This is a genomic window from Paenibacillus sp. UASWS1643, assembly GCF_008693195.1.
Taxonomy (GTDB): Bacteria; Bacillota; Bacilli; order Paenibacillales; family Paenibacillaceae; genus Paenibacillus; species Paenibacillus amylolyticus_B.
In genome coordinates this window covers 228369-248287 of sequence record NZ_VXKZ01000107.1, presented here as the reverse complement: position 1 = coordinate 248287, position 19919 = coordinate 228369, and the positions used below count along the sequence as shown (strand labels likewise).

The 19919-nt window shown below is 48.9% G+C and carries 14 protein-coding genes and 1 pseudogene; 3 read left to right on the top strand and 12 right to left on the bottom strand.

What is annotated here, in order from left to right:
• From FE296_RS14450 to FE296_RS14410, 9 genes and pseudogenes are all read right to left on the bottom strand, one after another.
• Nucleotides 1-493: pseudogene (locus FE296_RS14450) on the bottom strand (hypothetical protein); the annotation flags it as partial.
• A 46-nt stretch (nucleotides 494-539) separates the two neighbouring features.
• On the bottom strand, nucleotides 540-3743 hold the full coding sequence (locus tag FE296_RS14445; protein WP_150365393.1) for a DEAD/DEAH box helicase: 3204 nt from the start codon (nucleotides 3741-3743) through the stop codon (nucleotides 540-542).
• A 365-nt stretch (nucleotides 3744-4108) separates the two neighbouring features.
• Nucleotides 4109-4528, bottom strand: a complete 420-nt coding sequence (locus FE296_RS14440; RefSeq protein ID WP_164783412.1) for a chemotaxis protein CheW — start codon at nucleotides 4526-4528, stop codon at nucleotides 4109-4111.
• A gap of 625 nt (nucleotides 4529-5153) precedes the next feature.
• Nucleotides 5154-6101: an aminopeptidase gene (locus FE296_RS14435; protein ID WP_124117837.1), complete on the bottom strand. Its 948-nt coding sequence runs from the start codon at nucleotides 6099-6101 to the stop codon at nucleotides 5154-5156.
• Between the two features lie 95 nt (nucleotides 6102-6196).
• A complete protein-coding gene (locus FE296_RS14430) occupies nucleotides 6197-8188 on the bottom strand; it encodes an alpha/beta fold hydrolase (protein ID WP_150365391.1) in 1992 nt (663 codons plus the stop codon).
• A 60-nt stretch (nucleotides 8189-8248) separates the two neighbouring features.
• Nucleotides 8249-8815 (bottom strand): TetR/AcrR family transcriptional regulator, encoded by a 567-nt coding sequence (locus FE296_RS14425; RefSeq protein WP_036607516.1) that lies wholly within the window; start codon nucleotides 8813-8815, stop codon nucleotides 8249-8251.
• Nucleotides 8816-9249: 434 nt separating this feature from the next.
• Nucleotides 9250-10548, bottom strand: coding sequence for an ABC transporter substrate-binding protein (locus tag FE296_RS14420; RefSeq protein WP_036607334.1), 1299 nt, complete (start codon nucleotides 10546-10548; stop codon nucleotides 9250-9252).
• Between the two features lie 537 nt (nucleotides 10549-11085).
• Nucleotides 11086-11922 carry a carbohydrate ABC transporter permease gene (locus FE296_RS14415; protein ID WP_047840283.1) on the bottom strand — a complete coding sequence of 279 codons (837 nt, stop codon included), beginning with the start codon at nucleotides 11920-11922 and terminating at the stop codon, nucleotides 11086-11088.
• Complete coding sequence (locus tag FE296_RS14410; protein WP_036607341.1) at nucleotides 11922-12803, bottom strand: carbohydrate ABC transporter permease; 882 nt, start codon at nucleotides 12801-12803, stop codon at nucleotides 11922-11924. Before FE296_RS14410 ends, FE296_RS14415 begins: the two co-directional genes overlap by 1 nt.
• 143 nt (nucleotides 12804-12946) lie before the next feature.
• On the opposite strand from FE296_RS14410, the gene FE296_RS14405 reads away from it, so the two are divergent.
• The gene (locus FE296_RS14405) at nucleotides 12947-14776 is read left to right on the top strand and encodes a cache domain-containing sensor histidine kinase (protein ID WP_150365389.1); all 1830 of its coding nucleotides are present in this window, start codon (nucleotides 12947-12949) and stop codon (nucleotides 14774-14776) included.
• 5 nt (nucleotides 14777-14781) lie between these two features.
• Nucleotides 14782-16410 carry a response regulator transcription factor gene (locus FE296_RS14400; protein ID WP_150365387.1) on the top strand — a complete coding sequence of 543 codons (1629 nt, stop codon included), beginning with the start codon at nucleotides 14782-14784 and terminating at the stop codon, nucleotides 16408-16410.
• 211 nt (nucleotides 16411-16621) lie between these two features.
• Here the strand turns inward: FE296_RS14400 and FE296_RS14395 are convergent, their stop codons facing one another.
• A complete protein-coding gene (locus FE296_RS14395) occupies nucleotides 16622-17587 on the bottom strand; it encodes an arsenic resistance protein (protein ID WP_150365386.1) in 966 nt (321 codons plus the stop codon).
• Nucleotides 17588-17812: 225 nt separating this feature from the next.
• On the opposite strand from FE296_RS14395, the gene FE296_RS14390 reads away from it, so the two are divergent.
• Nucleotides 17813-18571, top strand: coding sequence for a tryptophan-rich sensory protein (locus FE296_RS14390; protein ID WP_124117847.1), 759 nt, complete (start codon nucleotides 17813-17815; stop codon nucleotides 18569-18571).
• A gap of 101 nt (nucleotides 18572-18672) precedes the next feature.
• Here FE296_RS14390 and FE296_RS14385 read toward each other — a convergent pair whose 3' ends face one another.
• Together FE296_RS14385 and FE296_RS14380 are read right to left on the bottom strand one after the other, a co-directional pair.
• The gene (locus tag FE296_RS14385) at nucleotides 18673-19047 is read right to left on the bottom strand and encodes a RidA family protein (protein WP_017690870.1); all 375 of its coding nucleotides are present in this window, start codon (nucleotides 19045-19047) and stop codon (nucleotides 18673-18675) included.
• 148 nt (nucleotides 19048-19195) lie between these two features.
• On the bottom strand, nucleotides 19196-19852 hold the full coding sequence (locus FE296_RS14380; RefSeq protein ID WP_150365402.1) for an oxidoreductase: 657 nt from the start codon (nucleotides 19850-19852) through the stop codon (nucleotides 19196-19198).
• Between the last annotated feature and the right edge of the window lie 67 nt (nucleotides 19853-19919).

Here is a 19919-nt window from a genome sequence, read left to right as displayed (position 1 = left end):
GGGCGAGGTCCTCCGCCCATGCCCCCAGCACGCCGGCGAGCAGCGCTTCGCGCGGCAGGCCGGCATGCGCCAGCTGCAGCAGCGGCTCGGCCGCGAGGCGCGCGGCTACGGCGCGCTCAGCGGCCGCGGCATGCGCGCAGCCCGGGCGGCCGCAGGTGCATGCCACGGACGCGCTGGACGTGGCTGCGCCTGGCGAGCCCTCGGGCGCTTGCGCAGCCGGCAGCAGCCCGGCGAGCTCCTCGGACGCCGGGCCGCCGCGCAGCAGGGCGTACAGCGTCAGCGGGCGCTCGCGCAGCTGAGCCAGCACAGCCTCGCGCTGGGCTTCGCTCAGTCGCGCCGGCGTTCCCGTGACCGTGAACATGCCTGCGGCTGATCCGGTCTTGCCCTCAGCAGCGGAAACGGAAACTTCCTGGTCCGCTTCCGCTGCTGTATTTACTTCTGCTGTCCATCCACCGGGGGACATATGCAGCTCGATCTTCCATATTTCGCTCACAATAATCCCCCTTTCTCAACATCTATATTCCTTTGAATGTTCAAGGTCACAGCCAAGTCTCACCCTGAAGAGAGATCAGACCACGCAGCTCATCATCCGACATCTCAGTCAGCCAGTTCTCACCCGAACCAACGACCTGCTCGGAGAGTGCCTTCTTGCTTTCGATCAGCTCATCAATCCGTTCCTCCAGTGTTCCCTGACAGATCAACTTATGCACTTGCACGTTGCGATTCTGCCCAATTCGGAATACACGGTCCGTCGCCTGATTTTCAACCGCAGGATTCCACCACCGGTCATAGTGAACGACATGACTCGCCCGTGTCAGATTCAGACCTACACCTCCGGCACGAAGAGACAGAACAAACATGGAAGGACCCTCTCCTTTTTGGAAAGTCTCCACCATCTCATCCCTTTGCGCCTTCGACACACCACCATGCAGGAAATACGGTTCTTCCTCATATCGCTGTTTCAACCTCGACACCAGCAGATCTCCCATAGCAACATACTGGGTGAAAATCAGGGCTGATTCCCCGTTATCACGAATGGCGTCCAGCAGTTCAAGCAATCGTTCCATCTTACCGGATGCCTCTGCCTTGCCATGGTCTTTCCGATTGCTGTCCGCCAGCACCGGATGATCACAGATCTGCTTGAGCTTGGTCAGGGAGGACAGAACAATCCCCTTCCGGGCAATGCCATTTCTGCCGTCCAGACCACCCATCAGATCATCCACCACACGCTGGTACAACACCGTCTGCTCCGGCGTTAGGGAACAATAGGATTTCAGTTCAAGCTTCTCTGGCAGATCCTTGCGAATATCCGGATCACTTTTCAGCCTGCGCAACATGAATGGGGATACCAGTCGATGAAGCTCACGCAAGGATGCTGCATTTTCTTCGGATGGCCCAAGTCCCGTATACCTCTGGCGGAACGATGAAGCTGTGCCCAGATATCCCGGATTGAGAAATTGGAAAATCGACCAAAGTTCGCTCAATCGGTTCTCTACAGGCGTTCCCGTCATCGCAATACGATGAAGTGTAGACAGTCGCATCACACTTTGCGCTTGTTTGGTACGGTAGTTCTTAATATATTGTGCCTCATCCAGCACAATGGTGGACCAGTGCAATGAAGCCAGATCCGGGCCATCTCTGCCTGCCAAATGATAGGTTGTCAGTACAATGTCGTGCGTCTGTGCTTCAGCCTGAAACTCATTCCCGTGCAACCGTTGTCCGCCATGATGAATATATAGCGACAGATCCGGGGCAAACCGCTTCAGTTCACGCTGCCAGTTTCCAAGCAACGAGGTAGGACACACAATAAGTGCAGGCAAATGATCAGGCTGCCCATTCGTATGCTGATCCGCCGGGAAAGAATCATCGGATCCATCCAGCATTTCATACTCACGTGCTTCCTCTTCAGCCGCCTGGCGTTCTTCGTGTTTGCGATCCAGCAGACAGGTAATGACCTGAATGGTCTTCCCAAGTCCCATATCATCCGCTAGACATACGCCAAAGCCCAGATCACGCATCGCGGATAACCATTGGAAACCTCGTTCCTGGTAAGGTCTTAGTTCACCATGCAATTCTGCCGGAACCTGACGAGGTTCAATGCTGCGAAGCACCTGTCCATCGAGCAGGAAAGCAAGCATCCCATCGGATTCGGCGCCAAAGACGGAAAGGCCCTTCCACGCGGAATCCTCCCCTTCATCCGCAGCCAGATGCAGCCATTCGGAGAGAGGCATATATTGTTCTTCTTCTTTTTTCATATAACGCAGGACTTGGCGAATCTCTTTTGTATCCACTTCAATCCACTCACCGCGGAACATGACGTAGGGAACTGTAGATTCAGCCAAAGCTGCCAGTTCCTCTGCCGTTACGGGCTTGCCATCCAGCATGGGCTCTGCTTTGAATGCAACCAATTGTTCCATGCCCAGTGCCGATGTGGCTCCAGGCAACCGTTCTGTTCCCCGATTCAACATCTGCAAACGGAGTCCTGCACGGCGTTTTCCGGCACGACTCCACTTTGAAGGCATGAGCACGGTTATGCCAGCCTTCTGTAAATGCGGAACCGCATGCGTTAGAAATTCAAAGAAACCCTGCTGTTCCAGCTTAATTCCCTCCGGACGAGCAGTAAGCAGCGCCGTCTCCAGTTCAGGTGCCATTTCTGCTGCTTGCCCGAGTGCCATCAATAATTGCTCTGCTGCCGAGGTATATAACACCTTCCCGCGGTCCAGATCTCGCTCTGGATGTGCCCAGATGGTCCGCGCAGGCAACCTCAGGCTTGGTTCCTGCTCACTGTCCACCCAAAAGCTTATTCCCCAGATCGTTTCATGTTCGCCCAGTGGAGGCTCCAAGCGGAGCACCAGCTTCAATTGGCCTTCAGCAGGTGCCATCTCTTCTGCTCCCACGATTGGCATTGACGTTCCACCAACTTCTTGCAACGTATGAATAAACGCTGTCATATCGTCCGTCGGCCCTTGCACCGTCACAGGACGGAACATCGAGATCAGACTGTTCCACCAGAGTTCGGCTACTGGCGAAGATCCGCGTCGATATGGGGTGCGGTAACGGGACAGTTCACTGTCCATACCCTCCAGTTCACTTGTCACTACAGCATGAATCATGCCACTCATGAATGAAAATAATACCGCAGCCCCTGCTTCTTCACGCGTTTCCGGTTCCAATGAAGCATAAGCTCCAGGAGCAGCCAACCCAATCGGAGGCATCGCTTCAGCAAGATCGCGGAAGCGTTCGATGTCCTCCTCCTGCTGCAAGCGTGGCCGCCATACGCCTGTTAATGTCTCTTGCCCGGTCCGTCGCCGTGCGCCGGTCTTTGCTGCGAATTCAGCCGATGGAGCAATTGCTCCCCGCAACAGCAGCTCCTGTGTGAACTGCGCTGCTTTGATCCAGTAACGCATCTCTTCTCCAACCTGAATTCCGGCTGCATTTAACAAACGGTCATCCCATTGAAGCAGCAACCTGAAGGCATCCTTAGGCGAGACTGCCAATCCTTCCAATGTGCGCCCCAGCAGCTGACGCCGCTTCGTGTTCTTGGCTTCAGCCGTGTTCCTCAGCGGATTCGGCCAGCGCAGCTCCGCAAGACGCAGAGCGGCAGGCTGAAACAGACGACCCCCGTCGCCAAAATTCAACCTTCTTACCACGTGGCTCCATGCATCCACACGCGGTTCCGATGTTTCACCGGAAAAACAAAAAAATACGTCACCAAGCCATACTCCATACAGCGATTGCATCATTAAAGTCTCCCGTCATCCCTTCGCATTGTTACTCTCCATCATATACGAAAATGACCGGATTTAAAAACCTTTGCCCATAAAAAGTGGTTATTTCGAGGGTTAGGGCGTGTCTCAAAACTCGCTGAAGTGCATTTTTTACCCCCTTTTCTCCCCCTGCTGCGTCACTTTCCCTTGACGTGCCCCGGCACGCCTGCGGAAAACTTTCTTGCTTGGAACGAAAATTCGGCAAATCTGCTTCCTTCGGAGTTTTCAGACACGCCCTAGCGGCAAAAAAAATGTCCCTTCTCCCGAAAAGCGGATGAGGAACATTTGGGTAAACCGAAGGATAATACTGAATATTGAAAGAATTACGGATCGTTATACTACTATGATCTGATCAAGCTGCCCAGTAATACATCCAGGTTCAAAATGCCTGCACGATGATCTTCACAGAACCCGATTTTGTCAAAAACGCCAAGCATGAAACGGCGGTGTTCCTCAGCAGGTTCCTCGAAACGATCGTAACTTACGACAGAATCGACCATATCTACGATCAGCGGTACAAATCCACCTTTGTAAGGCACCACAATAATACGTGTAGAAGAAGTATCCTCCTGGTCCGGCATGCCTAACAATACACGAAGACTCACAACCGAAACGACCTTACCGTACAGCGAAGCAAAACCTCTGATCTCCGGGCTTCCAAACGGGACCGTTGTCACCTGCACCATTCTGATGATCTCATGAACTTCATCAATTCGTAGTGCAAAGATCTGGTCTCCTACCGAAAAATTAATATATTGCATTCCCTCGTCCATAGTTATCCCCATACCCTCTCATTCCGTATAATCAGACTACTTTCGTCTCATTAGATGTTACTTTGGTGTATCGGTTATTTTTGACCAAATGTTTAGGCTTCAGATCAATTTTACCAACTTCAACAGACGTTGCATTACGGTTGCTGTCTCCACTCTGCTCATTTGCCCTATTGTGGAGGGTGGTGGAAGTCAGTCGTTTTAGTATTGAGCGTAAGTAACCTGACATTGGATTGAAAAATTATATTCAAAAAAAAGACCAAAGATCAGCTTTATGCCGATTTTTGGTCTTTTTTATCCCCATATATTATGGATCTGTTTCTATGTTTTCAAATACTTGGAACAAAAAAGCGAAATTCCTGTGGATAACTTGTTTTATTACTCCAAAACGACTGTTTTATCGGATGAAAACACGAGTTATACCTGATTTGTGGATAAGTTGTGCACATATTGCGCACATGCTGTGGATATCTTTGGAGTTTCATGTGGATATTCATTAATTTAATGTGGACATGTTGTGTATTTGTTTGTAAATCTGACGTAAAATCTGAATTTCCGCTTCAGTTATCCATTACTGTGGACACGTTGTGGACATGCCCAATTTCCTTCGCTGTAGTTATTCGACCAATTCACCCTGACGCATGATCAGCTTGTCATCGATGTACACGTCCGGCTTTTGTACAACTGCATCAATATGAACACCCGCGGCAATCGTTCCACCAAATGTGTTATTACTGCCAAAGGCCACATGAATTGTGCCGTATACCTTCTCATCTTCCAGCACCACACCCGTGATTCGTGCCTTGTTATTGGTACCGATCCCGAATTCGCCGAGAAAACGACCATCGCCCTCACCAAGCGTTTCCAGTAATTGAGCCCCATCTGGTCCTTCAGCTGACACCAACCGTCCTTCACTAACGGTCAATAACATCGGTTCACGGAGTGCCCCAATTCCAGCAACGGAACCATCTACAATAATACTGCCCTCGCCCTTGCCCTCGACGGGAGCAATATAGGCTTCTCCTGACGGCAAGTTACCCGATTCACCAGGATTCAAATACATACCTGTGCTTGGTACACCGTTACGATCTTCAATGGAAAAGGAAAGACTACGGCCCTGCTTCTCTATTCGTACATGGCGACCTGCGGTTAATAGAGCCGTTACCTTCTCGGTCAACGCCTTTACTTGCGAATATTCAGCTGTAATGGCTCCGTTCACAAACATATCCTCTGTCATGCCGGGCATTGTTGCCACTCGGGTACCAGAGGCAGCGGCTTTTTTGCGTGCCTGGGTATGTGTTAATGAATATCGCGTTACACACACGGCTACATCTGCTCGAATCATGGCCTCTGCAATCGGCGCAGGCGGCTCTTCTCCAGATCTGCTGCGTTCCTTCATGATTAACAGGACCGACTCTGCACCAAGTGCTTTGCCTGCCTCATAGATGGATTCAGCCAAATCCCGTTTCATATCGTCTGCGACAACTACCAGATTCTCTCCGCTGCGCAGTCCGAGACATTCGGTTAGCACATTCTTACTGATTTCCACACGTTGCTGACTCATACGTTCATCTCTCCTATCCTTGGTTAATCCTCTTCGTAACTCGACTTGACCCTTTCGACAATTGGTACGGGATTCCTGCATATCCAAACCTCAACTCACCTCAAGGTATCGGCCCATTCAGTGAGGATTGCAGCTGTTTCCTTATACTGAAACGTCGGAAAGTAATGTCCATAGGGTACATCTATCCGTTTGACCTGTGAGTTCATATCCTGGGGAAAGTAATATTCCCGATCTTGATTGGCCCATACAACTAATACATTCTTGGCATAATGCTGACTTTCCATTTTCGCCCACAACGTTGATCTGGCGCCTTTCCTCTGACCCGAGTGGATCCAGCGCAACAAGTCTGCATGTGCTCCTGCGATGCGAGGGGACTGGAGACTGGAGCGTATTCTCTTGCCCATGGTATCGGCCATAACACTGCTGTCGCCTACGCCGCTAAATGAACTGAACATTTGAATCCAACTTTTCTCCGATCTGCCACGCAGCAGGAAGCGCATCACCCCTCTTGGCAAGCGGGAAATCCCTCTTAGCACATTCGGATTCGAATTGTTGGCAACTGGCTGAAGCAAACCTAACCGAATGTCTGTCCGCCCGCTACGCATCTGTGCCGCAGCTGCAATAGCAGCCCCTATTGAATGACCAACCAGCTTCACCGGACCCTCAAACTCACCAAGAGCCGTAAGCAGTGCATCCACCTGACCTTCAAACGCTTCATCTCCCTGATGTACAGGAGACCGTCCAAATCCAGCGAGATCGATTAACCATACCGGGTTCCCGGTCTGTTCCCTAAGCTGTTGTCCCAAAGGTAACATCTCATCCGCAGATTGAAGCAAACCATGTACAATAATCCAAGGCTCTCCCTCACCCTCCCAACCAAGCATAGCCATATTTCCGCTCCGTGACCGAGTATAATCTGTCGGAAAACCCTCAGGTAACGGCGCATACCGCAGACGATAGTCCAGATCGGCTGTAACCAGTGGAAGCTGTTCCCGGATGTCCGGCCAGTTTTGCCCCATACGTGTGAACAGTGCCTCCGTCTCTTCAACCGGGAATGACCTGTTGGTAATAAAAGCAACCGACTCTGCTGGAACACCACTGATGCGTGTGCCCCCTGATTTCATGATCCATTGAATCCATGATAGTGGCACAGCCCCTTTGGGCATGGGTACGTCCAATTGCTGCGCCAAGAGTTGCAGCAGTTCCTTCATATTGGGACTGTCTTCCCTCCGCGCCAATAGTGGATAAGTTCCTCCGACTGGAGCAGCTTCCCTGGATAGAAAAACAAGCGTCTGTGCAACAATGTCATTCTCCACAAGCGGTAACCAATAGGATGAACCTCCCGGCACTACTGGCATAAGTCCTTTCTGAATCGCCTGAATGAGCAGTCCAATCCCACCCGTTTGCTCGGTTTCACCGGTGGGGCGTGGCCCAACCACTGTACTCGGATTTACAACGGATAAGGGATAGTGATGCTGTTCTGCATGCTTGCGAATGTGCAGATCGGCATGAAACTTCATCTCTTCATATGCACTTTCATTGTTATCCACATGCTCAACCTGTAGATAATTCCCCTGTTCATTCCGCTCTCCATAAGGACTCATATAACCAACAACGTGGATAAAGTGTCTTAATCCATGAGTACGGTGGATTTCCTGTGCTAGCTGTGCCACTTCTCTGGCCCCGTTCATGAATATCTGCTCAGCTACTTTTCGTTCCAAAGTGACGTCCATCGTTCCACCCGCATGAATGATCACATTTGCTTCAAGAGCACGCTCCCGGTCCGCTGCGGCAAGTCCAAGACCCGACTTGGACAAATCACCTTTAATAAAGGTAATCCGGTCGAAATCCTTCACTCCATAAGCTTTCAGCACAGTTCTGGCTCGCTGTTCCGAACGAACCAACAAGAGCAATTGTACGTCTCCCTGCGTGAGTTGTTTGACCGTTTCTTTGCCGATAAAACCTGTACTTCCTGTCATAAAAATGGTCGTGTCTGCAATATCAGACTTGCTCATTGCCTGATTCATATTTGTTAAATGTGCTGCTGTGTTTTCCTCATTGTTTACACGGTTAGTATGTACAATCATTCTGTTACGGCTCCTTTTAGTACTACATAGTACTAGTTATATTCAAAAAAAGAGCTTCGATTAACGAAGCATCTGACAAAACGTCCGTGCCGATTGTTCTATAATCCCAACATCACGGGCAGTTCCCGCTAGGATTAGTGAACCTTCCAGTGCTGCAATAAACAACAAAGCAGCCGGTCCCGGTTCGATTTCTTTGCGAAATTCACCGCGATCCAAACCTTGCTGAAACAACTTCTCCACCATAGGCCTAAGCTCACGAAAGAATCTGGATATGCTTTCCTTCACTTGGGGTGCACTGTCCGGTGTCTGCATATATAACGTAACAAAAGGGCAGCTCCCTTCGTAATTTCGGCCCTCAATGCCTGCCGACAGCAATGCCATGAATGAGTAGATACGCTCCTCCACTCCTCGCTCACGCTGACTGAGCAGCAGATACAGCTCCGACTCATACTGGGCAATCCAGTATTGTACCACGGCCTGGAGCAGTTCCTCCTTGTTTTTAAAATGATAATAAATATTCGACTTGGATACCCCACTCACTCGCACGACTTCATCCATGCTGACGTAGCTGTACCCCTGACGCAGAAATAATTGTGCCGCCACTTCAACTGCCTTGGTCCGGTTCACCGGATTGGAACTCTTGGATTTGGCAAGTCCCGTGTTCATTTTTGGATTTGTCATATTTAGAACTATACAGTACTAGTTAGTTGAAAACAAGTATTTCTGATAACAAATGAGGACCTCCCGCTCCCTCTACTCCATACTTGTCCACATTTAGAGTGTTATACACACAGGATATCCACATATAGTATAAACTCTGTGTTAAATACGTCATGGGATCGTTAAACTGCTTTTGGGTTATCCACATTTCAGGGATATTAACATCTATCATTTTTCCAGTGAGCACTTTTTAACTCCTCGTAAAAACCAAAACAAGCCAACCAGAATAAAATTTCTGGTTGACCTGCTTCAATTAACTTATATATCCGATAAACTAACTTTTCTATCCAAAAATTTCTAAACAGTTTTCGGTAACCTGTGGATACCGTCAATGATCCGGATTATTTTTTCAGACTATCCCAGTTCTGTTGCAATGCGTCGAGCAATCCGGCTTTATCCGATTTGCCTGCAACGTAAGCCTGAATGGTGCTGCCATACTCTTGTGGAACCCCTTCAGGGAAACGGTTGAAGTTCCAGCTGAGTGTTTTGTTTTCCTGGCTATACTTCATGATCTCTGTGGCGAGGTCACCCAGATCCTCTTCGGATGCCGTGATGGAACTGAACGCCGGGATGAATTTGAATTCTTTTGTCATGTATTGTTTCCCGATATCCGAAGTTACGAGCCACTCCAAAAACTCTTTTGCTTCCGGTTTCACTTGAGAGTTCTTGTTCACAACCCAATAGTTCGGCACACCGACAAACAATTTGTCATTTGGTTCATTATTAATTGGCATTGGCAGGATACCCAGATTCAGATCCGGATCAATTCCATCGATCTGTACTTGAGTCCAGTTTCCTTGTTGCATCATCGCTGCTTCTCCACTCGCAAACAACGTAACTTGCGTATTGTAGTCGGTTGTCAGCGGGTTTTTGTTGCTGTATTTCAACGTTAAGTCGAGCAAGTTGATCCAGTCGGCGAACACTTGGTTGCCAGGAATTTTCTCCGTACTTTCGTTGAGTCCTTGGATGAATTTCACCGGATCTGCCTGATTTGCAAATGCCACGTTTACGTTATGATTGCCCAGCACCCACCACTCCTGATACCCGTTAGAGAATGGGGTAATGCCTGCGGCCTGAAGTTTCTGTGCAGCTTGATCCAATTGTTCCAGTGTCGTTGGAATTTCAGTAATACCTGCTTTTTGGAAGAGGTCTTTGTTATAAATGAAACCATAACCTTCCAATGCGAGCGGCTGTCCGTAGAGTTTGCCGTCTTTGGTCATTGGCTCTTTGGCTACTTCGAGCGCATCCTTGGCCCATGATTCTCCAGACAGATCTTCCAGATATTCAAGCCATGTATCCAATTCGCGATAACCACCTACGTTGAAAATGTCCGGTTGTTCGCCAGCGGCAAACTTGGCTTTCAATGCAGCACCGTAGTCACTGCCGCCACCTACAGTCTGAATGTCCAGTTTGACGCCTGGATGGGAGGATTCATATTCCGCTTTGAGACGATTGAGCGCTTCCGCAATTTCGACTTTGAATTGGAAGATTTTAATGGTTTTATCTCCAGCAGCAGCCTCACCACCACCTTGAGCATCCGTGTTGACCGGACTGCCACTCTTATCTCCATTGCCACAACCCGCGAGCATTACCGAAAAAGCAATCAGCATAAGCAACGTCAACTTTGTCATTCTTTTCATACATACACTCTCCCTATAGTAGTTTCAGTATAACAGTTCAACTAATGAATATTTACACTGGCACTCCGATGACAGAATAACCTTCCGATCGCTGTTATCCCCAGATTTATTTGATCCATTATTAATGGGAAAAATCCTGGGATAGCGTATGCTTCCGAAGTAGCTTTCTTCCAGAAAGCTTTTAGGCGAACGCTTCGCTTCTTCAAATTATTTCTGCCCTCTTCGTTATCGTTGTAAATGTTTAGTTGAACTTATCAAGCCTTTATCAAGGAAGGAGCCCATTCTATCTGGGCCTCTCTCTTCAGGAATCATGGCCAAGCTATGCGGGCATGACTCCCTTTGCACACCTCCATGCGATGTGGGAGCAAAGGGATCAGGATGCGATGTAGGAGCGGAGCGTTCGCCTTTGAAACTCGGTGGCTTCCTTGCCCTAATACATTCAGGCCACCGAGGGGCAACAGCGACCGAAAGCGCAACTTGAGCCCGCCAGCAACCTTTGCCTCGCACTCCGCCACAGCGACCCTGCCCTCGCAACACTTACCCTTTAACTGATCCAGCCGTAATCCCCTGAATGATATACTTCTGCATCAGCAGAAAGAAGATAATGATTGGCATGATGCCGAGCACAAGTGCTGGCAAGGCCAGGTCCCATTGCTTCGTATATTGTCCGAAGAGTGCAAAGGTCGCAATCGGGATCGTACGCAGGTTGGAGCTTTGCAGGATCAGGGATGGAAGCAGATAATCATTCCAAATCCAGAGTGTGTTCAGAATGATGACGGTGACATACATCGGTTTCATGAGTGGAAATACGATCCGGAAGAACACCCCGTAGGCAGAGCTTCCATCCACACGAGCCGCTTCCTCAATCTCCAGCGGGACGGATTTTACGAATCCGTGGAACAGGAAGACAGACATCGGTGCCCCGAAACCGAGATAACAGATAATGAGGCCGCCAAGGCTGTCGATCAATCCCAGATTACTGGTTACAGTAACGAGTGGAATCATGATAGACTGGAACGGAATCACCATAGCGGCAATGAACATGCCGAACAAAATACGGTTGAACCGGGTATCGCTGCGAACCATTCGGTACGCGGCCATGGAACTGATCAGCACAAGCAACAGATTGCTGACCACAGTAACGATAAGCGAGTTCATCAGCGCGGATGGGAAGTTAATTTTCTCCCAGGCGTTCGCATAGTTGCCCCACTGAAATACTTCCGGCCATGCAGCCGAATTGGTGAGCAGGTCACCGAAGGTTTTGACCGAATTCACAAACAGGAAGTAAAACGGAACCAGGAATAAAAGTCCAAGGAGTACCATGACAATCTCGGTTACAATGGTACTGAAGCGGTAATTTTTCGTCGTCTCCATTAGGCTTCTACCTCCTTGCTCTTCGTCAGACGTACCTGAATCATGGTGATGATGGCAACGATTACGAAGAACACGAGCGCTTTGGCGGTTCCGATGCCATATCTGTTATTCACAAAGGCTTCATTGTAAATATTAAGTGCAACCGACTCTGTTGATCCGAACGGTCCACCTTTGGTTAGCGACAGATTGAGATCGAACATTTTGAACGACCAGGAGATCGCCAGGAACAGACAGATTGTCACACCCGGCATAATGAGCGGAAGAATGATGCTCCGCAGTACCTGCCAGCGACTTGCGCCATCAATCTCGGCAGCTTCCAGTAGATCAGGGGATACATTTGTCAGAGATGAGATGTAGATGACCATCAGATAACCTGCGGTCTGCCATACAAACACAATCACGATTCCCCAGAAGGCGGTTGGTTCGTCTCCCAGCCAAGGAAGGTTGAAGAAGGACCAGCCGGTTACATCGCCTACTGCTGAAAACCCTTTCACAAATATGAACTGCCAGATAAAGCCGAGCAACAACCCACCGATCACGTTCGGCATAAAAAAGATCGTACGCAGAATGTTTCTCGTCTTAAGCGGTTTGGTCAGGAAATACGCCAGGAAAAAGCCAATCACATTGGTCAGTACTACACCAACCACGGTGAAGCGCACCGTAAACCAAAACGCCGTTTGGAACTTGGGATCATTCGCAAAAACATGCACGAAGTTGTCAAACCCTACCCAATTAATGTTCTCGGATACCCCGTTCCAATCCGTGAAGGAATACACCATGCCAAGCAGGAAAGGGACCACGATGATGAGAATAAAAAACACGATGGAGGGACCCACGAACACAAGCTGCTGTAACAGCTGTGAAGATTTGCGATGCTTCATATCGTTCTCCCCTTCTATAGATGGATGAAATTGGTCTCTTTTTCTATTAAACCCCATTATCGCCGAGGGAAACACCGACCCGTGTGAACAGTTGGGGGTAAAATATTGTCCTCTCTTAACCTGCAACCAGAAGGGGTGTTCCGATGTCCAAATACTACAGTATACGCACCAAATTGATTGCCTTTATGCTCATTGCTACCACACTTCCACTGCTCGCATCGATCAGCATGACGTTTATCCAGACCAAGACAGCCCTGCGGGAACAGGCTGTTGAAGAGAACAAACGCCTGATCTTCCAAGCGTCCACCAATCTCAACAACTATGTGGATAACGTGGCCAGAGCGTCGCTCGCTGTGTATAACGACCCGAACTTTCTGCGTAACTTGGCAAAAATTCCTGGTGATTATCGTGCGGTTGCCGAGGTGTACACCACTTTGCAGACGATACGCGCGGCTGTGCCGGATGTATTCCAGCTGTATTTGCACTCTTTTGCCGCCAATCAATCCACCTTAATTACGAACCCCTTTCCGAAGCGGGAGGAACGCAAACAGGCCTATTCCGGCTCGCTTCATGGAAAAACAGGCGGTGACAGCCCGGATATCTGGGTGGAATCGGCCCATATGAGTCACACGTACGGATTCAAGGCTGCCTCCCCCGATGACCCTGCCAGAACGGTCATTACCCTGCATCGGGTGATCAAGGATATTCCGTCCACCGAGCGCCTGGGTGTACTCGCCATTGATCTGAATATGAATACCATTGCAGCAATCTGTGGCAGGCTGTATGATCCGGCTAAGGAACAGATCTATGTTGTGGATGGTCAGAATCAGATCATTTACCAAGGACGTTCCGAGGTCAATCATACCGATGCACTGCGAGAGGAAACAGCTAGTGAGCTGAATATCGCACGAAATAGCGCGGGTACAGCCCAGAATGTCGCAGGACATTTTGAACAGGATCGATCCATGTATGTATACCAACAACTTGGCAGCACATACGCCGATTGGACCATCGTCAAACAGATTCCGAATGAGACGTTATACGCCAGGGCGACCACACTCACGTGGAATAACGCAATGATTGCCATTGCAGCACTTGTATTAGTCATTATTGCAACCTTGTTTATCTCCATCCGAATCACAGGTCCGCTCAAGCAACTCATGCGGTATATGAACCAAATTCAAGCCGGGCGTCTGCATGTGGATATCCATCTATCCAGCCGAGATGAATTCGGGGTGCTCGCTCGTCATTTCCGAGATATGATGGATACGGTAAATAATCTTATTTTGCGGGAATATAGACTCGAGATCGCCAATAAGACGAATCAGCTCAAAGCGTTGCAAGCGCAGATTCATCCGCATTTTCTATATAACACACTGCAATCGATCGGTACACTTGCCCTTCAACAGCAGGGACAACGGGCGTATATACTACTCTCTAGCCTGTCCAAAATGCTGCGCTACAGCATGCGGGATCAGACCTGCGTGACCTTACGCGAAGAGGCGGAGCATGCCCGATTATATCTGGAACTGCAGCAGGAGCGGTTTGGTGACCGCCTTGAGGTGGATTTGGATTTTGCCGAAGATACCCTGTCTGTCGAAATGCCAAGAATGACGTTACAACCTTTAATTGAGAACTATTTCAAACATGGAGCGGATATTCAGCCTGGCAAAGGTCACATATCCCTATCCAGCCGCCGGATCAACGATCATTGGATTGAAATAGAACTGAATAATAACGGCCCCTCCATATCTGAAGATAAATTACTGGAGATCCGCGGATGGCTACATCAAAGTCATACAACAACCGGGTTATCCACACAAGAATCCGACGAGTCTGAATCCATCGGTCTACGAAATGTAATACGCCGACTTCAATTGAACTCACATCCCGGTCACTCAGCCAGGCTTGAGATCAGCAATCAGGAACCCAATGGTGTGAAGATTACGGTTAAACTATACGCGGGAGAGTGAACAACATGAAGGCACTGCTTGTAGACGATGAAAAACATGTCCGCGATGCCATAAGGTTGCTTGGTCATTGGGAAGAGTTTGGCATTGATACATTACTTGAAGCAGCAGACGGAGATGAAGCCATCGCCGCCATCACGGCACATCAACCTCAAATCATACTCAGTGACATGCGTATGCCGGGCAAGGACGGTATGGCATTGCTTGAATGGATATCAGCTCATGTCCCACACAGCAAAGTGCTGGTTATCAGCGGATATGATGATTTTGAACTCGTGAGGCATGCAATTAGGCATGGTGGTATGGACTACCTCCTGAAACCCGTGGAAGCAGAAGAGCTTAATGCATCTCTATTAAAGGCCGTTACAGCTTGGGAAGAGGAAGACGCCATTCGGATACAATCCACCAGGCAATCCATTGTTGTTAATCGAATGCGTCCCCACTACCAGGATCGTCTGCTCACCGAACTTGCCGTCGGAAGAGGCAGCAGCCAATCACACATGCAGCGATTACAGGATGAGTTAAATCTCCCCCGTCTAATCTCTGTCTGTAGTGTCGCTGTCACCAGCCTGTCCCATCTGGATGCAGATTGTCTGGCAAAATACCGCAGTCAACCGGACCTGCTTGTGTTCTCGGTACTCAATATCTGTGCCGAGATGTTATCCACACCAGACGAAGGCGTAATGTTTCGCCAGTTGGATCAACCGGACGAGATTGTTCTGCTGCATTGGGGCCCATCCACTTCATTGGAACATATTCTGGACAAGGTCAATCATGGATTGGAGCAGACGATTCAGCGCCGGCTTCATTTTGGCATCTCCACCTGTGAGTCCTACCCTGGCGGAATCTCAGCGGCCTATCTGGAAGCAAGTTCAAGGTTGTGGCGACGCAATGCTGTGCAAATTAAACAGCGAATCCATGCCTCAGTGGAATCATCAAATGGGAATAAAATCAGGCGTTTAACCGCCCATGAAGAACCCCTGCGTATGGCAGCCATGAGTTGCCGGGCTTCCAGTGTATCTGCTGCGGTCGCCGAGTGGCTTGACCCGATTACTGATCTCGAGGTTGTCAGTGCTGAGCAGATCCAGCAATGGATCGAGGAGCTGGAATGGATGCTGAGCCGCTGGCTTGATGTTACGGCAGGTTCGTCATTCAAAGAGGAAGAAGTGACGGAGGAACAGTCCATTCCCTTTGCCGAGTTACCTTTGGACGCTGAAGGACTGTTATCCTTCCCCCTGCTTCGTTCATTATTGGAACAACGACTGCTTGCCGCAGGAAAGGCGCTCACCGCTCATCACCACGCCAATCCTGATCCCATGAGTGAGATTGCACGTTATATGGACGCCCATTATCAGGAGGACCTGTCCTTACAGCAGATTGCCGCGCGTTTCTATCTGAGCCGGGAGTATATCTCCCGTAAATTCAAACAGCAATTTGGTCTGAACTGGTCGGAATATCTGGGCAAACTGCGGATCAACAACGCCAAGCTGTTACTGCAAAATCCTTCCCTGCGAGTCGCCAAAATCTCGGAGATGGTTGGATTTCAGGATGAAAAATATTTCAGCAAAGTGTTCAAAAAAATGGAAGGCATCACGCCAGCGGAATATCGTAAAACATTATTGGAGGCCGGTACTTAACGAGTACCAATTTATTTGAATTAAAAAGAGTACTCCCCGGCATGGCCTATCGGGAGTACTCTTTTTAATTTTAATTTTAATTTTAATTTTACAAAGAATAGCATAGATCAAGACGAATTTTGGGCTCGTTTCTTTCTCAGATAGGATACGATGACGAACGGTACAAGTATAATATCCAGGTAGAACATGATCTTCCGATAAGTAAGAACGCTCACCGATCTCGCAAAATTACCGCAGGTACAAGTCGAATGTAGATTAGCTCCCCTGCAAGTTCCACCATCGTCTGTGTAACAATAACAGCAGCAGCAATGGTTGCCCATTCTGATGGGAGTGCCAGCGCAAGTGGCAGAACGACCAGCGAATTCCGTGTGGCTGAACTGAAAATCAACGCCCGCCCGGCGCCTGAATTCAATCCAAACCAAGTAGCAATAAGCCGAGATATCCAAGGCATAATGATTAGGAAAGCAACATAGATCGGGATCACGTTCACGATGATCGCCATATCATTGTATACTTTGCCTATCTGGGAAGCGACAACCACGATCAGCGCGAGTGCCATCATCGGAACCGGGAGCCATGCCGTCGCATTCATGATCCTTTCACCGCTCGCTTTACCTCTGGAGAAAACTTGTGTAACAACAGCGAGCAGCAGTGGAATAACAATCAGGAACAGAAAAGCCTCTACAAACGGCCCTACCTGCATGATCTGCGCCACCTCGGTACCCATCAATAGCCATAAATAAAACGGTAACAGGATCATTTGTATAACAAATAAAAGAGGTGTTGCGGCGAGTATCAGTTTTTCATTGCCCCTGCCGAGTTGTGTGAACACAATGACGTAATCAATACAGGGTGTTAACAGTACCAGATAGACTCCGATCAGAACGCCTGGTGATTGCGGAAAGACAAGTGTAAGCAACCATACAACTACAGGTACTACGATAAAATTAGCCACCAGTAGCGCGCACATAAATCGAAGATTCGACCAAGATTCTTTTAACTGTAGAAAGGGAATCTGTACAAACATGCTGTATAACAGAACGGCAAGAACCGGGGACACGGTGTAGTGTAAGGCATTTCCCCATACCGGATTACTCAGCCCTATCGCTGCTCCTAAAAACAATGCAACTACATAGAACCAGGTTTGCTGTTGCTCCATCGTTTCTCTTGTGAGCATTCTCTTCCTCCTCTTCCAGTGGGACATCATGGGCATGGACATATTTCTGTTTGGTTTCGCGTACATTGGGACAGAGTACCGTTCCAACGAAGCGGCAGAGCACAAGAATCTGCAAGATCAACTTGTGAATTTTTTGCGGCTGTTATTAGAATGTGCAAGAACTGGGTATATTCATTGTAGACTGACCCGTGGTTCATTCATTCGTTAAACCAAGGAGGAAACACAATGTCACGTAACAATCCGTACAAGTGGTTAAACGCCATTGGTTTTATCGCTGTAATTATCGTGAACTACCTTTCCAACGCTCTGCCGATCGGGGGCAGAACCAACAAGGAAGTATCGGATATGTACCCTGTGCTACTCACACCTTCTGGCTATGCCTTCGCTATATGGGGTTTGATCTACTTGCTGCTGGCAGGTTTTGTGATCTATCAGTTTGTGCCTGCTTCGTGGAAAAGGGACTCCATTACCCGTCTCGGGTATTGGTTCCTGGCAAGCTGTGCCTTTAACGTAGCCTGGATTTTCGCTTTTCAAAACTTGCAGACCGGTCTCGCTTTACTGATTATTGTACTGCTTCTGTTGTCTCTGATCATGCTGTATGTAAAAACACGTACCATTACTGTTCCGACCACTGCTGAGATCTGGCTTGTGAAGCTGCCATTCAGCATCTATCTGGGATGGGTTAGCGTGGCAACGATCGTCAATGCAGCTGTTCTGTTATATAAAATCGGTTGGGATGGTTTTGGTCTCAGCGAACCGACCTGGACGATCATTATGTTGATTGTGGGTATGGTGCTGGCTGTACTCGTTAGCTTCCGTTATCGGGACAGTGTATATCCACTGGTATTCACATGGGCGTACATCGCCATTGCACTTAAACAAAAGGATGTCACTTCCGTATATTATACGGCAATCATCATTGCGATCGTACTGGCAATCTACGCGATTTGGCTGTTCTTCGCCCGTAATCAGGATCGCGATTGAGCGACTTCCATCCTAACGCAAAAACATAAAGCAAAAAGCCGATTCTGGTCATTTGACCTGAAATCGGCTTTTTATGTATAACGCAGTGAATGAAGGTTGTCCTATTTCAGGGCAATAACTTCAATCTCCACCAGTGCATCTTTTGGCAAACGAGCAACTTCTACTGCACTGCGTGCAGGATAAGGCTGTTCGAAGAATGTGCTATATACTTCATTTACAGGAACGAAGTCATTCATGTCCTTCAGGAACACCGTCGTTTTCACGATTTTATCCATACTTGTGCCTGCTGCTTCAAGGATAGCCTTCACATTGCTCAAGGACAGACGTGTCTGCTCCTGTACATCTGCGCCGAATTCTCCCGTTTGAGGATTCAGGCCAAGCTGTCCGGAAGTGTAGATGAAATCGCCTGCATCAACGGCTTGACTGTATGGACCAATGGCGCCTGGCGCCTGATCGGTAGAGATTGGTTTTTTCATGGACGGGTTCTCCTTCGTGTTCGTTATCCTGCTGCCGCATGGAGTCAGGGTTCGAACTCATTTTTGTTGCCTATTATACCACGATCTGCCTCAAGCGAGAAACGCTCCTCACTAGCCACATGAAGTAAACAGCTCGTTCAAAGGTTTCTTAGCCCCCGTCCACACCAAGGACATGAATGACTTCATTCGAATACACATGGTTTCCCTTGGCTTGCACCAGCGCAATATTGGTCATGGCCTGTGCAATGGTTACAGCGTGGACCGCCCGGTATTTGTCCGCTCTGCCTTTCATCCAGCGATCCAGATACTTCATGGCATAGGCAGCCATCTGCTCACCGAACCGCTTCTCGTTTCGATCTCCCAGAATTAAGGAAGGACGGAAGATATGCAGTGACGGAAAACCGATATCGGACAATGCATCCTCCATTTCCCCTTTGGTTCGACTGTAAAAGACCCGGGAACCTGCACTCGCTCCCATGGAGGAGATCACCAGCATCTGTACTACACCATGTTGCTTCGCAATCGTGGCTGCACGAACCGGGTAATGATAATCCACCTGACGGAAATTGTCCTGACTGCCTGCTTTTTTGATGGTTGTCCCCAAACAACAGTACAGGTCATCGATTCCATCGAATAAGTGGTCTTGCCTCTCCAGCTGTTCCCAGTCCACCACATGCTGTTCCAGTTTGGGATGTTGCAGCTCAAGCGGACGTCTAACCAGAACGCGAACCAAGCTGTATGCCGGGTGCTCCAGCAGATGATGAACCAGTAATTCGCCTACAAGCCCCGTGGCTCCAATCACCATGGCTTTCCGTTCGAGACGATTCAATTACATCCCTCCACTTCGCCCTCGTTTTATTAAGTTATGCGAT

Coding starts and splice junctions, on each gene's coding strand:
- FE296_RS14445 (WP_150365393.1), bottom strand. CDS start 3,743: ATGATGCAATCGCTGTATGGAGTATGGCTTGGTGACGTATTTTTTTGT.
- FE296_RS14440 (WP_164783412.1), bottom strand. CDS start 4,528: ATGCAATATATTAATTTTTCGGTAGGAGACCAGATCTTTGCACTACGA.
- FE296_RS14435 (WP_124117837.1), bottom strand. CDS start 6,101: ATGAGTCAGCAACGTGTGGAAATCAGTAAGAATGTGCTAACCGAATGT.
- FE296_RS14430 (WP_150365391.1), bottom strand. CDS start 8,188: ATGATTGTACATACTAACCGTGTAAACAATGAGGAAAACACAGCAGCA.
- FE296_RS14420 (WP_036607334.1), bottom strand. CDS start 10,548: ATGAAAAGAATGACAAAGTTGACGTTGCTTATGCTGATTGCTTTTTCG.
- FE296_RS14415 (WP_047840283.1), bottom strand. CDS start 11,922: ATGGAGACGACGAAAAATTACCGCTTCAGTACCATTGTAACCGAGATT.
- FE296_RS14410 (WP_036607341.1), bottom strand. CDS start 12,803: ATGAAGCATCGCAAATCTTCACAGCTGTTACAGCAGCTTGTGTTCGTG.
- FE296_RS14405 (WP_150365389.1), top strand. CDS start 12,947: ATGTCCAAATACTACAGTATACGCACCAAATTGATTGCCTTTATGCTC.
- FE296_RS14400 (WP_150365387.1), top strand. CDS start 14,782: ATGAAGGCACTGCTTGTAGACGATGAAAAACATGTCCGCGATGCCATA.
- FE296_RS14395 (WP_150365386.1), bottom strand. CDS start 17,587: ATGCTCACAAGAGAAACGATGGAGCAACAGCAAACCTGGTTCTATGTA.
- FE296_RS14390 (WP_124117847.1), top strand. CDS start 17,813: ATGTCACGTAACAATCCGTACAAGTGGTTAAACGCCATTGGTTTTATC.
- FE296_RS14385 (WP_017690870.1), bottom strand. CDS start 19,047: ATGAAAAAACCAATCTCTACCGATCAGGCGCCAGGCGCCATTGGTCCA.
- FE296_RS14380 (WP_150365402.1), bottom strand. CDS start 19,852: ATGGTGATTGGAGCCACGGGGCTTGTAGGCGAATTACTGGTTCATCAT.